Source organism: Endozoicomonas ascidiicola (assembly GCF_001646945.1).
GTDB lineage: Bacteria > Pseudomonadota > Gammaproteobacteria > Pseudomonadales > Endozoicomonadaceae > Endozoicomonas > Endozoicomonas ascidiicola.
Map to the genome: position 1 here is coordinate 244,474 of NZ_LUTV01000002.1, position 13,570 is coordinate 258,043.

10 protein-coding genes and 1 pseudogene are annotated in these 13,570 nt (G+C 47.2%); 6 read left to right on the forward strand and 5 right to left on the reverse strand.

The genetic code is table 11. The features are described 5' to 3' along the window. Positions 1-270: 270 nt before the first annotated feature. Positions 271-1,542: an AhpA/YtjB family protein gene (locus AKL11_RS05120; RefSeq protein WP_067515550.1), complete on the reverse strand. Its 1,272-nt coding sequence runs from the start codon at positions 1,540-1,542 to the stop codon at positions 271-273. Between the two features lie 118 nt (positions 1,543-1,660). Between AKL11_RS05120 and serB the strand changes: the two genes are divergently transcribed. Genes serB through AKL11_RS05140 form a run of 4 tightly spaced genes read left to right on the forward strand, consistent with a single transcriptional unit; the run spans position 1,661 to position 6,471 of the window. Next, positions 1,661-2,890 carry a phosphoserine phosphatase SerB gene (gene serB, locus AKL11_RS05125; RefSeq protein ID WP_067515551.1) on the forward strand — a complete coding sequence of 410 codons (1,230 nt, stop codon included), beginning with the start codon at positions 1,661-1,663 and terminating at the stop codon, positions 2,888-2,890. 13 nt (positions 2,891-2,903) lie between these two features. Next, positions 2,904-4,115, forward strand: coding sequence for an ABC transporter substrate-binding protein (locus AKL11_RS05130; RefSeq protein ID WP_067515552.1), 1,212 nt, complete (start codon positions 2,904-2,906; stop codon positions 4,113-4,115). Then, positions 4,115-5,851, forward strand: a complete 1,737-nt coding sequence (locus tag AKL11_RS05135) for an ABC transporter permease (RefSeq protein ID WP_067515553.1) — start codon at positions 4,115-4,117, stop codon at positions 5,849-5,851. Before AKL11_RS05130 ends, AKL11_RS05135 begins: the two co-directional genes overlap by 1 nt. After that, positions 5,848-6,471 (forward strand): ATP-binding cassette domain-containing protein, encoded by a 624-nt coding sequence (locus tag AKL11_RS05140; RefSeq protein ID WP_067515554.1) that lies wholly within the window; start codon positions 5,848-5,850, stop codon positions 6,469-6,471. Before AKL11_RS05135 ends, AKL11_RS05140 begins: the two co-directional genes overlap by 4 nt. Here AKL11_RS05140 and AKL11_RS05145 read toward each other — a convergent pair. The 3 genes from AKL11_RS05145 to epmB form a co-directional block, all read right to left on the reverse strand. Further along, positions 6,468-8,600, reverse strand: a complete 2,133-nt coding sequence (locus AKL11_RS05145) for an EAL domain-containing response regulator (protein WP_067515555.1) — start codon at positions 8,598-8,600, stop codon at positions 6,468-6,470. The two genes, AKL11_RS05140 and AKL11_RS05145, sit on opposite strands and share 4 nt — an antisense overlap. Before the next feature lie 163 nt (positions 8,601-8,763). After that, the gene (locus tag AKL11_RS05150; RefSeq protein WP_067515556.1) at positions 8,764-10,422 is read right to left on the reverse strand and encodes a cyclic-di-GMP receptor FimW-related protein; all 1,659 of its coding nucleotides are present in this window, start codon (positions 10,420-10,422) and stop codon (positions 8,764-8,766) included. 147 nt (positions 10,423-10,569) lie between these two features. Beyond that, the gene (gene epmB, locus AKL11_RS05155; protein WP_095210196.1) at positions 10,570-11,625 is read right to left on the reverse strand and encodes an EF-P beta-lysylation protein EpmB; all 1,056 of its coding nucleotides are present in this window, start codon (positions 11,623-11,625) and stop codon (positions 10,570-10,572) included. Between the two features lie 29 nt (positions 11,626-11,654). Between epmB and efp the strand changes: the two genes are divergently transcribed. Further along, on the forward strand, positions 11,655-12,224 hold the full coding sequence (gene efp, locus AKL11_RS05160) for an elongation factor P (protein ID WP_067515557.1): 570 nt from the start codon (positions 11,655-11,657) through the stop codon (positions 12,222-12,224). A 416-nt stretch (positions 12,225-12,640) separates the two neighbouring features. Then, positions 12,641-13,273, forward strand: a complete 633-nt coding sequence (locus tag AKL11_RS05165) for a hypothetical protein (RefSeq protein ID WP_067515558.1) — start codon at positions 12,641-12,643, stop codon at positions 13,271-13,273. 21 nt (positions 13,274-13,294) lie between these two features. Here AKL11_RS05165 and AKL11_RS25570 read toward each other — a convergent pair. Continuing rightward, positions 13,295-13,570, reverse strand: a pseudogene (locus AKL11_RS25570) (hypothetical protein); the annotation flags it as partial.

The window sequence follows — 13,570 nt, forward strand, 5'->3', positions numbered from 1 at the left end:
GTCTGAAAGTCCATTTGTTCATTGGCTGGCTGTCTTTTACGATCTTGCGGGTATTATACTCAAAAGTTGTTCTAAGTCCGACAGGCTCCTAGAAAGGTTGTATAAAAAGCGAGCTCCCGGAGGATTGTTCGATGATCTGAAGTGAGCATGGCAGCCATCTCAAACTTGGTGGTTGGGGATGGTTGCTTTTTAGCTGATTATTCGATTGCTGTTGAACTATTGTGCTTTGAGAACTCTAAAGTCGAGAATGTCTAACCAAGAACTGAATAATCATGAAAGCTGCAGTAATCTCGACGCTTCATGAATACGATTCCGAAGTTCATCAATATCATCACTCTTAATTCCTTTAATACGAACAACTTCGTTATCCTGTGCTTCAAAATCTGGCAGTTCTGAGGGTAACCAACTGACTACTGAGCGCACCATATAAATACCATTCATCTCTGGTTGGTTCGCCAGAGTTAATGCTTCACTTGCCGCACTCTCTTCAAGCGCCGGATGCATCTCTTCCGGAAACTCCGATTGCTGCTCACTGATGCTGATACCGATACCCAGTTGTGTGCTGGCGATATTCACTTTGCCCGCGATTTCTACCAGGGCTTCAATCATCAAACTGCAAAACAAAGCGTCGGAGGTGAATTTTGGGCTTTGATTACTGGAAAACCTTAGGTAGGCGTTGCCTTCCGGTGTGTAGGTAACTTCACCGCCGTACAGTTTTGCCGACTCGCGGATAATTTCACTATAGCTCCGCAGAATACCCTGAAGTTCTCTGGGGGCCAGCAGTTGTTGTAAGCGACCAAGGTTTTTTACTTTGATGGCAACGATTACAGAGGTTTCCGGGGCGTCTTCAGTTTCCTCTGGCTCAACGGTTCTCTTCTCTAACAGTTTTTGTTCTACAAAGGCAGATAATCGGGCAATCTCACCCTTTACTTCCGGCGTGGTGGCATCACCTGGCATCATGGATCTCAGCTGCCGCTCGATAATGCCAAGCTCTGTTGCCATACCGGAACCGTAAAGGTGAAGTACAATCAGGCCAACCATCAAGACCAGTAAACTAATGGCGGCAATAATTAACAGTGCATCTTTCGGTTTCTGGCTTAATAGTTCGTTGTTCAGAGACAGACGAGCATAACCGGCAATCACATCCTGATAATGAATGGGTGACGAATACGACGGATTGTCACTATCTGTCTCCCCGCTGTTGGTGCTGGCACTGGCAATTCGCTGATTATCAATACTGTAGATGCTGGCATCCGTTACATAAGGGTTCTGCACCAGCTGCCGGAGTAAAACATTCAGGCTCAGCCGGTCACCGGTGACCAGCATGTCGGTTGCAGCGCTGGCAGTTTGAGCGCTGAGTAATTGGCCGATGCTATCGGCTTGATGACGGCTGGCCGAATCAACCTCGTTGTTGATGACCAATGACATGCCAAGCGCCAGAAGGGTCAGCATCACGCCAAAAATTACCATCAGCTGAGTACGGATGGAAAACCGGGACGCAAAGTGCGAAATCAGTCCGGGCGTGAGAGTGCGCTTTTTCAACAGAAAGCTCCTGAGCGAATGATCAAGGGTTAAACTTCTATCCTATCAAAACTTCAGTTTGATCCACATCGGTATGTTAGACTGTGCGCCTGAATCGACCTGAGAGTTGGACTGTCCAGTGAGTGAAATAATCTTAATTAATGTAACTGGCCGGGATAAGCCGGGGCTTACCTCATCCATAACATCCATCATGGCGGATTATGGTCTTGAGATTTTGGATATAGGCCAGTCGGTTATCCACGACACCCTGACTTGGGGAACCTTGGTTCGCCTGCCAGACTCAGGGCAGAACTCAGCGGCGGTTCTAAAAGATTTGCTGTTTCATTTTCATGAGCGCGATTTGCAGTTCAGTTATCAGCCCGTCTCCCAGAACGACTACGAACACTGGGTGTCCGAACAGGGCAAGAACCGATATATCCTGACGTTGCTATCCCGAAATGTGACGGCAGAACAGATTGCCCGGGTATCCGGTATTACGTCTGCTCATGGCCTCAATATTGATCATATCTCCCGCCTGTCTGGTCGTCGCTCATTGTTGGAAGGTGAAAACGAGACTGGCCGCACATCTTGTCTGGAGTTTTCTGTTCGAGGCACTTCACCGGATCTGGATAAACTGCGATCAGATTTTTTGAACCTGACGGCGGATTTGGATGCCGATGTTGCGTTTCAGGAAGACAGCATCTTTCGTCGAAATAGACGACTGGTTGTGTTTGATATGGATTCAACCCTAATAGAAGCTGAAGTGATCGACCTGTTAGCAGAAGCGGCGGGCGTCGGCGATAAAGTCGCGGAGATTACCGAGCGCGCCATGCAGGGTGAACTGGATTTTAATGAGAGCTTCCGTGAACGCCTTGCCATGCTGAAAGGGCTGGATGAGTCCGTACTCGAAGGCATTGCCAACGAGTTAAAACTGACAGAAGGTGCCGCAGAACTGATCTCAACTCTGCGTTTACTGGGCTATCGCACCGCCATTCTTTCTGGTGGCTTTACTTATTTTGCCCGTTATCTTCAGAACAAGCTGGGCATCGATTTTGTTCATGCTAATGAACTGGAAATCCGCGATGGTAAAGTGACCGGCCAGGTGATGGGACAGATAGTTAATGGTGATAGAAAAGCGGAGCTGTTAAAGCAAATTGCCTCTGAACAAGGCATTTCTTTAAATCAGACCATTGCCGTGGGTGATGGGGCTAACGATCTGCCAATGTTGAGTGTTGCCGGTCTTGGTGTGGCATTCAGAGCCAAACCGCTGGTGAAACAGAGTGCACGACAATCGATTTCTACTCTGGGACTGGATAGTATTTTGTACCTGCTGGGTTTCAGTGAAAAGGATCTCCAATCGTTAACATGAGACGAGAAGAAAAATGATAAGAATACAACGATGGATTAATAAGGTGGTGCTGGCTGCCACGGTTGCCCTGACATCTACCCTTTCTTTGGCTGACAGTACACAGTGGCAACAGGTGACTGATAAAGCCCGGGGGCAGACGGTTTATTTCAATGCCTGGGGTGGTAGCGAGCAGATCAATGACTATATCGATTGGGCGGCCAAAGAAGTAGAAAAGCGATATGGCGTGATGCTGAAACACGTCAAAGTGACGGATACTGCCAATGTCGTTAGTCGCGTTCTGGCGGAAAAATCTGCAGGCCGTACGAATAAAGGGACTGTTGATCTGGTTTGGATCAATGGAGAAAACTTCCGTTCGATGAAGCGCAATGGTTTGCTTTACGGTCCTTTTGTCACTGATTTACCGTCGTTTAACGGTATTGATCCTGTTAAGAAACCAACCACAGTGGTGGATTTTGGAGAACCGGCGGATGGACTGGAAGCCCCATGGGGAATGGCGCAGCTGGTCTTTATGTATGACACTGATCGTTTAGATACGCCGCCAGCGAATGCCGAAGAGCTTCTGGCTTTTGCTCGGAAGCATCAAGGTCGTGTGACGTACCCTCTGCTACCGGATTTTATTGGTACCACTTTTCTCAAGCAGATACTGAGTGAGTTATCCATACAACCGGATGTTCTGCAGAAGCCAGTGGAAAATGCTGATTTCGATAAAGTTACTGAGCCACTGTGGCGTTATCTGGATGAGATTCATCCTTTGCTGTGGCGTAAAGGTGAAACCTTCCCGGCAAACAACCTGGCGTTAACACCGTTGCTGGACGACGGCGAAATTCTGCTGTCAATGACGTTTAATCCTTCTTATGCAAGCTCTGCTATTGCCAGTGGTGAACTGCCGGAAACCGTAAGAACGTATGTTCACAAAACCGGAACTCTGGGGAATACCCATTTTCTGGCCATTCCCTTTAACAGCAGTGCCAGTGAAGGGGCTCAGGTAGTGATCAATTTCCTGATGTCACCGGAAGCTCAGGCTCATAAAGCCAATCCAGATGTCTGGGGAGACCCAACAGTATTAACCATGTCCAGCTTGAACAGTATGGATCAGAAACGATTTGCAGAACTGCCGCTTGGGCCTGCAACATTGTCTGCTGAAGGCTTGGGAGCTACACTGCCTGAGCCGCATAGTTCATGGGTGTCAGCGCTTGAGAAAGAGTGGGTTAAAAGATACCGGTAGTGGCCGTCGTTAAATACTTCTCGAGCCGTTTATCTCCATCTGCGTTTCTAGCAGTGGGGTTAACGGTTCTTTTTCTTTTGCCAGTGTTGTCGGGTGTCGTCAGTGTTGTTTTGCCGGCATTTAATATTATGCCGGCTCTTGGGTTTACAAACTTCAGTGTCGCCCCTTGGCTAAACCTTCTAGTGACGCCAAAGTTATCAGAAATGCTGTTTCTGACGTTTAGCACTTCTGTCTTTTCTACGCTCTTGTCTTTGTTGCTGGCTTTGGGTGCAGTCAGCGCGTTATGGGGAACGCCGCTCTGGCGTCGACTTCAGCACTGGTTATCGCCGGTCATGGCGGTTCCCCACGTTGCGCTTGCGTTTGGCATTGCCTTTATCCTGATGCCCAGTGGCGTATTTACCCGGCTGATTGCGCTATTGGCTGGCTGGGAGTTACCGCCGGATTGGCAAACAGTGAATGATGCTTTTGGGTTGAGCATGATCTTGCTTTTGGTCATCAAGGAGACGCCCTTCTTGATTCTGATGTTGCTAACGGCGTTGGTGCAGGTGCCGGTTTCCGGAACCCTGAAGCTAGGAGCCAGCCTTGGTTTTCAGCCAATGACCATTTGGGTGAAGTTGATTTGGCCTCAGTTGTATCCAATGATTCGCTTGCCCGTGTATACCGTTCTGGCATTCTCTATTTCGGTTGTGGATATTGCGTTGATTCTTGGCCCAACAAATCCACCAACCTTTGCTGTGCAAATTCTTCAGTGGATTCAGGATCCTGATCTCTCCAGCCGGCTGCTGGCTGCGGCTGGAAGCTTGCTGCTTCTAATGCTGGTGGCGCTTTGTATCAGCGCTTTCTATTTGAGTGAAATCATCGCAAAACGCAGTTTACGACACTGGATGACTAATGGTGATCGTGGGCGATTTTCTGATGTATCAATGACACTATTCAGAGCTATCTGGAAGAGTGTTCTGCTTGTATTTTCTCTAAGTGCGATCACCTTACTGATATGGTCATTTGTCTGGCGATGGCGTTTTCCTTCTCTTTGGCCTGACTGGTCATTAAGGAGTTGGGAAAGAGCGTGGAATGGTTTGATTGAACCCGTTGTGAACTCCCTGAAAGTTGGGCTGGCAGCGTCTATGCTGGCTACCGTGTTCGCAGTTGTGCTGTTGGAACTGATTAATCTGCAAAGGAGAAAACACAAGACGCTGGGGATAAAGTTGTCACTATTTTCCAGCTTTGCCATGTATGCGCCGTTGTTGTTACCGCAGATGACGTTCTTGTTTGGTATCCAGATTTTACTGCTTGAATATCAGTTGGAAGGCTACTGGTCTACTGTCGTTGGTGTGCATCTGTTGTTTGTATTGCCTTACTGTTTTCTCAGCCTCTCTGGCCCATGGCGTCATTATGATCAACGGCAGAGTCTTCAAGGGTTGCTGCTTTCTCAGTCTCGGCTGAAAACATTTTTTCAGATAAAACTGATGATGCTGTGGCGTCCATTGATGGCGTCCATTGCACTGGGTTTTGCCGTGAGCATTGCCCAGTATCTACCAACATTGTTTGCCAGTGCCGGACGAATTGAAACGGTGACTACTGAAGCGGTTGGTCTGGTTTCTGGGGGGAATCGTCGTTTAATCGGTGTTTATGGGCTGGTTCAGATGATTTTGCCATTCCTTGCCTACGCAGTAGCGTTTCTATTGAGCAACTGGACTGTGAAGAATGGACGAATTACAGGGAGAATGAACCGTTGAATTTAATCCTGAAAGGTGTGGATATCTGCCTTGACGGCAGGCAACTGTTCTCGCAGCTGAGTTGTACTGTAGAGGCTGGCGAAGTACTTTCTGTGCTTGGCCCCAGTGGGTGTGGTAAGAGCAGTTTGTTGAATTTTATCTGTGGAATACTGTCGTCTGAATTTTCTTGTTCCGGTGAGATCATCCTGGCTGGCAGAGTGATTAATGATATTCCTTCTCATCAGCGTGGGGTTGGGCTGCAGCTTCAGGATCATCTTCTATTCCCGCACATGACAGTTGGAGAAAACCTGGCGTTTGCCTTACCTCGTAAATACCTCCGAAAAGAGCGAAGGAAAAGGGTGGAACAAGCTTTATTAGACTGTGGTCTGAAAGGTTATTTTGAACGAGACCCTGCCACTATGTCAGGTGGTCAAAAAGCCAGAATCAGTTTAATGCGAACGTTGCTGGCAGAGCCAAAACTGTTGTTGTTGGATGAGCCATTTTCCAAGCTGGATGCCGGGCTGCGAGGTGCGTTCAGACGTTTTGTGTTTGAGCAGATCGAAGAGCGTAAAATCCCTGCTCTCATGGTGACCCATGATGAGCAGGATATTCCGGATAATGAGAAAGTGATCAGGCTTTAGCCGAAATCAAAGTCCATGGCATCCATCGGTCCGGAAATGTAATACCCTTGGGCGTAATCCACACCGAGCCTCCACAAGTGTGCCAGCGTTGGAGAGCTTTCTACCATTGGCACAATACAGCGCACATTTTGCTCTCTCAGTTGCCCCAACATTTCTGTAATTTCTTCATCCCGATCATCACTCAGCTCACTGGTAAAGCTACCATCGAATCGAACAAATTGAACATTCAGATGCTTTAGCGCTTTCATAGAGCGGGAATCGCTCTGGAATCGGGTGATGGCTAACTGGCAACCAATGCTCTCAATGGATTTGGAAAACTCAACCACCCGTTTCAATTGCTGTAATACAACGCTTTCTGGCATTTGCAATATGATGCTATCAGCAGGAATACTGCTGGCTTTTAACAGGCCGGTAAGAAAACCTACCAATTCAGCATCTTGAATGGACAGTGGGCTCAAATGAATCAACAGTTTTACTCTCTTACCTGCTTTATAAAGAGGTGTAAGCTGTCGTATACATTGGCGAATGACCCAGCGATCAATATGAGGCATCAGGCTTGATGATTCGGCTGCAGCCATAAACTCACTGGCTTCAATCACCTCACCCTTAGGAGAGTGAAGTCGTAGGAGCACTTCATACTGCTCTTCTTCAGCACCGGTAATATTGATCACGGGCTGATACAGCAGATGGAAAGAGTCCTGAGACAGAGCCTGACGAATCATGGCCTGTACATCACCATCGTCGGCTTTTTCTTGCAGCAGTTTTTCTTTTGAATACTGCTCTATTCGTGGGTTCTCTTTTTTGAGCGCCATTTTATAAGCGTTTTTGGCATCAACGAGTAAGGCGGCCAGATCTTGATCTCCGGCTTTCACGGCATAGCCGATGGTAGCGGTTGTTGTGATGGTTTCATCAGCGCTACCAAATAAGTGGTTTTCAATGGTTTCTTGCAGATTGACTAGCTGATCGTAAATCTTATCTGGATTGCCAGGAGCCAGTAGCAGGAAAGTATCCTCTGCATATTGGCAACCAATAGCGTTGGCAAATTTCTTTAGAATAAGCTCACCAGCTGCGCTCTGAAGGGAGCGAATACCGTCATCGCTGTAATCATTTTTGAGTATCTCGAAATCATCCAGTTGGATAAAAATCAGAGTGGCCTGCTCAGTTTTCTGCAGTGCCGTATCGACTTTTTTACGGAACGTCTCTTTCGCGTCAAGAGCTAGCGGCTTCTGAGGCTTTTGTGCGGGTTTGGCCGGTGCCGCTTTTGTATTTGCTTTTTGTTTTGGTGTTGTTACTTTTTTTGGAGCTGGAGCTGGAGCTGGAGCTTTTTTGATTTCTGATTTCTTTTCTGCAGGTTGATCCAGAACCGGAATAGGCAGTAGGGTCAATTGTATGCAGGGTTCATCATCATACTCAGCTTCAGAAAGCTGTAGACTAACAAAGGTGTAGTTGCCATCAACATGAGCTAGCTGGCACTCGATAGCTGGTTGAGAAGCGTTGGCATTAAATTTCTTTAGTCGCTGCTTGATTTCTGCCTGATGCTGTTGATCAACCAGATCAATAATCGTTGTGCCTGCGAGATCGTCAATATCGTCGTAGCCGACCAGCTCAAGATAGGCGGCGTTGGCATCTACATGCATTCCGTCGTGTATATAGGCAATGGCTTCTGTGGCGCTTGCGAGCAGTAACTGACAGCGCTTGTTGGACTCTTCCAGACTTTTTAGGGTGGTACCCAACTTTCGCCGATCATCCAGACTGTTCAGCTCCCTTAACACCGCATGGAGAATATGTTTTTCATTGGTGTTGGGTATGGCGTCCCGGGCACCGGCAGAAAGCCAGGTGAATGTCTTCTCCGGATTGTATTCAGGCAGTGTGACAATCACTGGAATGTCTTGCTGATATTTTGCCACAATATTTAGAACGTGCTGGGCGTTCAGCCTTGGCGTTTCCTCCGCACTGAGTATCAGATCCCATTGCTGGTCTTTCAGTGCGTTCTCCATCGTTTCAATAGACGAAATATGTTGTACACGGGGGGGCATGCCTGCGGCGCGGAGTAATTTTACCCATCGTTCAACATCATTCGGTGAGTCTTCCAGGGCAAGCAGGCGTATAGTTTGTTTGCGATAATCCATTCGGGTAAATCACTGCTTTGATAAAGTCGTAACGTATCTACATCATACGTGATGGGGATTCAAAACGCATCGACCTAAATCAGTAGTTACTTTGTGTAAGAGACAAACTTATGTTTCAGAGTCTGACGTATGCTTTATAAAAGCGTACTTCTCGGACAGTCTCCTAGCCAAATAGCTGAATTTGATATTGATTCCATATGCCGTGACTGGCGATACATTTGACCAACTTTCCTTTTTTTAAAAGATTATTATGAATTAGATCAAATTTGAGCCCCTCCTTTGCTGCCAGGTTTGGCATGATTAAGGACAGTTCATTGGGGTCTGGTAATATCAGGCATCGTTGGAAGTGGGTAGCATCCTGAGTTTTCTGGGTTAAGGATATGGCGCCCGCTTCTACAGCCGACGTCAGTAACCCGGTACCAAGGGTGAGCTCGTTGTCATTAAATACTCCAAGCCAGCGCACATCATAAAGTGTCCAGGGTGTTCCCGAGGTTTGACGGATGCCAATCAGTTCACTGGGATGGATTTGTTGCGGCAGCTTATTTTTGATTTTCAGACAAAAGCCTTTATTGCTGGTGTTGGATATTTCGACTTTCATAGAGGTCTGCTGCTTTCCATCGGCACCACTGTTAGCTTGAAAGTCAACTACCTTGTCCGAAACAATATTACCTACCCGTTCATCCTCTGTTAAATCGGTATCATGAGCTGATGACCATACATCTTTGTTGTCATTGTTGAAGTTGCTTTTCCCCGTACTTTTTGAGTAAACGGCTACGATGTCGTCGAAATGGCGTTTACCGGATAAAAAGTAGTGTAAGCCCGTAAAGCCAATGCAAACTTCGCATTGCTCGAACGACTTTTGTCGTGGAGATGATCTTTTCTGAATATGCCCCCAGCTGAGTAACAGGTGGTCAATCAGGTCTGCGGGCATGGCTTCAGTTGCTTTGTTTTCAGTTTTTAACTTTTGCAAGTGTGCAGTAAGGACTCTTACATCCAGACCAATGACACCATCTTGTTGTTGATCTGGTTTTGGTAGCGCATATTGCAGGCCATCGTCTTGCCTTAGGTTGGCGGCGTAGTAAATAGAGAGTCCACTTTTGGGGTGAATTTTCCCATGTCCACTCCACAGGCTGAGGATTTGCCAGACTTTCTGGATTTGCTGGTTAGAGAGTTTGTTGGTGTCTGTACGGGATAGCAAAAGCGCCCGTTTGTAATGGTTTTCGGTCGACATGATTTTTGACTGACTGTCAAAAGGGTCTGCCTGCTGGGTTTGCAAAAAATTATGCTGCTTAGCAATTTGATAGAGCTTGTGGAGTTCAAGCCATAACCCTGCAGTTGCAGGTCGGTAGAGAAAGCACTGGAAAAGGTATGAGAGTGCTGAATCAGACATGGCTCGATGAAGTGCTGCAGCTAAGCGTTCCCCTTTGCTGCTCTTGTCGATGCAGCATTGAACGACGGCTCGATAGGCTGTAGCCAGCCCACGATGAAGTAAGTGACAGATATTGAAACGAGCCTGCTGTTTTTCGTCGAGAAATATGTTTCGTTTCAGGTGGCGCTGGTAAAGAGTTGACGCTGTTGACAGGGCTGGCGTCCTTAGCATTTCAACGAGTTTGTACAGCTCATCCGGATCAGCATCAAGTCTGGTCAGGTTATCCAAGGCCTGGATAAGGTTTTCACCATTTTTTGAGTGATCCGTTGCCGATAAGGTATCGAGCCAGTGTTTTATATTCCTGCTGTTGGAATCTGCATTATTTGAGCAAAATTGCAAATCAGATAGGCTGCGAGCAGGCAGCTCCAGCCGGAAAGCGTCTGTAGAATCCATTCTTTAATCCCAAATCCATGGGGCTGAACATCCTGATCAGCGGTGTTATCTTTTGCGAAATCCTGTGGCGAACACGTTATATAATAAATTTGATGTTCATAATATGCCAGCATTGTCGAACTTGTATCGGCGTTTTAACGCATTCAGCTAGTTGATCCAGGTTTTCCCCGGCTTTCCTGGTATTTCACGAACCAGTTTTGGAACGAGGTATCCCGGGCATTCTGCCATAACGCCTCGGATCAGCTCTCTCGCAGTTGCATCAGGCACATCAAAATGTGCGGCGCCTTTTACCGGATCCAAAACGTGCAAATAATAAGGGAGCACACCGGCGTTAAATAATACGTTACTCAACTCAGTCAGAGCGCTAACGCTGTCATTGATACCCCTTAACAGAACAGACTGATTCAACAGAGTTACGCCCGCCTGTCGAAGCTTGTTCATTGCGTCAGCGACGGCATCATCAATCTCGTTGGCATGATTGGCATGAATAACCATAACGGGTTTAATCCGGTGACCTGTAAGCCAGCCAATCATCTCATCGGTTATACGCTCAGGAATCACAACCGGTAATCGCGAATGAATTCTCAGGGTCTCAACGTGAGGAATGCCGTTCAACTCCAGCGCTAATTTCTGCAGTCGACGATCGCTGGTGGCCAGCGGATCGCCACCACTGAGAATCACTTCTTTTATTGTTGAGTCGGAGCGTATGTAATCCATTGCCCGTGACCAGCTTTCGCGATCCAGACGATTATCCTGATACGGGAAGTGGCGACGAAAACAGAATCGGCAATTCACCGCACAGGCGCCCCCCACAATTAATAACATCCGTCCGTGATATTTATGGATAACGCCATCCACAGGATTTTGAGTTTGCTCTGCCAGTGGGTCTAAACCAAAGCCCTCAACCTCATCACACTCGGCGCCAAGAGGAAGAACCTGCTTTAACAGAGGGTCGTCAGGGTTACCGTATTCCATCCGGTGAACATAAGAATGTGGCACCCGCAGTGCAAAGTGGTTGCTGGCTTGCAAGGCGGCAGGCAGTAATTCCTGACTCAATCCCATCATCGATAACAGCTGTTCTGGAGAGTTGACTGTATTCGCCAGTTGTTCCTGCCAGCTACTGAAATCACCAATGGTCTGTGCACTGATCTGCTCACTCATCTGCGCCTTCATCTGCACAATGAGCTCGGAACGGGTTATCATAGGGGTTTTTGATCTCCTGGTAAGGTCCAATGGCTATTTATAGTACCAATGAGTTTCGTTCAGGTCTTAAAGTAATGCTTGAGGGTGATCCATGCTCAATCATTGAGAACGAATTTGTTAAGCCGGGTAAAGGTCAGGCCTTTAACCGCGTAAAATTCCGTAACCTGATGTCCGGTCGAGTCTGGGAGCGCACGTTCAAATCCGGCGAAAGCCTGGAAGGCGCAGACGTCATGGACCTGGATATGGAATACCTCTACACCGATGGTGAATTCTGGCATTTCATGATGACCGATGGTTCTTACGAGCAGCACGCTGCAAGCAAAGAAGCGGTTGGCGACACCATCGACTGGCTCAAAGAACAGGGAGTTTACTCTGTCACTCTTTATAATGGTAATCCGCTGTCTGTCACCGCTCCGAACTTCGTTGAGTTGCAGGTGGTTGAAACCGATCCTGGCCTGAAGGGTGATACTGCTCAGGGTGGCTCTAAGCCAGCCAAGCTCAGCACCGGTGCCACTGTTAAGGTACCTCTGTTCATCGTGGAAGGTGAAATGCTGAAAATTGATACGCGTACTGGTGAGTACGTTGGACGCGTGAAGTAACTGCAGGCGGTTTGCCTTGATGCAAGCCGATGATTTGCAATGAGCCATCAATAAAGGTGGCTTATTGCAATGTCCCTATCTACAAATTATACCAATGTCGTTTTTAAATTGTGGAGTGAGCAAGTTATTTTGTACTACTGGGCAAGGCGAAGCGACGAGTCATAGCCTTTATGCCCTCGGGTAGTAGCTATGGCGAGGAGCTTCAACGCAGATCCAGTCGCACAAAATGGCTGCGCAGCCCATAATTTAAAAACAGAATTGGTATTAACCATTCAACCCCTCTCTCATTCTGCCATATTCTTTATCAAGCCTTAACGGCTTAGGTCGTTACCTTTTATCTGATAACTGGGTTGAGCCTCGGCTGAGAGCTTGTATATCTGTACCAATGAAATGACAACCTTGAATGGAGAGTAACCATGGGTCCTTCAGGAAAAATTGGGGGCGGGTCACAGGCGTATATTAGAGGAGATAAGGCTACCCAGCCTAAGCCGAGACCGGCAGCAAAATCATGGTTGGCAGAACGGTTTAAGCAAGGGCCTATTTTGGTGACAATACCGAGGGAAGTGCAAAAATCAGGATTTCATCATCTGTTTGATAGAAAAGTGCGTGCATTACAGGCAGTTTCAAAAGTTGTCTCAAAATTTAACAAATTCCCTCCTTTGACCCTGCCAGGATTGGGTGATCGATCCGGCAATAAGCAATCTGTTGATACCAAGGTTACCTGTCCTGTATCGGACATTGATTCAGGAGAGTTTGAGTGTCTTTCTATTGATGGCGCCAATGGACAAGGCTCGGAAGATGATGATTGGTGCATAGTAGAAAATTCACAGCGGCAGGCGGTTGGAACAGAAAGCTCTGCTAATCAAACTACTCCAAAGATCATTGTCTTACCCGAACACCGTGGTGGTGATAGTGAAGCGCCAGCAATTCCCGCTGACAGCTTATTAATGCTCAAATTAATTGGTAATTCAAACCGCCATTTATTCAGGACGAACGAAGTCACGCTGACTAATGAGCAACAATATCCGCAAGTTCTAAACACAGGTTAAACAGGACTATCTTGAGTGCCACTATGTGGTATCAACAACCAAATGTTTCAAACTAACACTCCTGCCTTCAATAATTGCTGTGAATAAATCATTCCAGTTATCGATGATAAACCAGTCAAACAAGCCACGAATCGCATGCCATAGTGCCTTTTTGGACTTCTTTGCTTCAAGAGCCTGTTGGAAAAACTTGCAAGCCAACTGCTCTATCTGGTTGATGAGGAAAGCGGTGAACGTCAGGCTGGCCAGATTGGTCGCCAGGTGCTGCTTTCCGTGCCCGTAATTGTGTTCGAGATGATA

What these genes read in the sequence shown, in the direction of transcription:
- AKL11_RS05130 (WP_067515552.1), top strand. Translation starts at nt 2,904, where the DNA reads ATGATAAGAATACAACGATGGATTAATAAGGTGGTGCTGGCTGCCACG.
- efp (WP_067515557.1), top strand. Translation starts at nt 11,655, where the DNA reads ATGGCTATTTATAGTACCAATGAGTTTCGTTCAGGTCTTAAAGTAATG.
- AKL11_RS05145 (WP_067515555.1), bottom strand. Translation starts at nt 8,600, where the DNA reads ATGGATTATCGCAAACAAACTATACGCCTGCTTGCCCTGGAAGACTCA.
- AKL11_RS05150 (WP_067515556.1), bottom strand. Translation starts at nt 10,422, where the DNA reads ATGGATTCTACAGACGCTTTCCGGCTGGAGCTGCCTGCTCGCAGCCTA.
- epmB (WP_095210196.1), bottom strand. Translation starts at nt 11,625, where the DNA reads ATGATAACCCGTTCCGAGCTCATTGTGCAGATGAAGGCGCAGATGAGT.
- AKL11_RS05165 (WP_067515558.1), top strand. Translation starts at nt 12,641, where the DNA reads ATGGGTCCTTCAGGAAAAATTGGGGGCGGGTCACAGGCGTATATTAGA.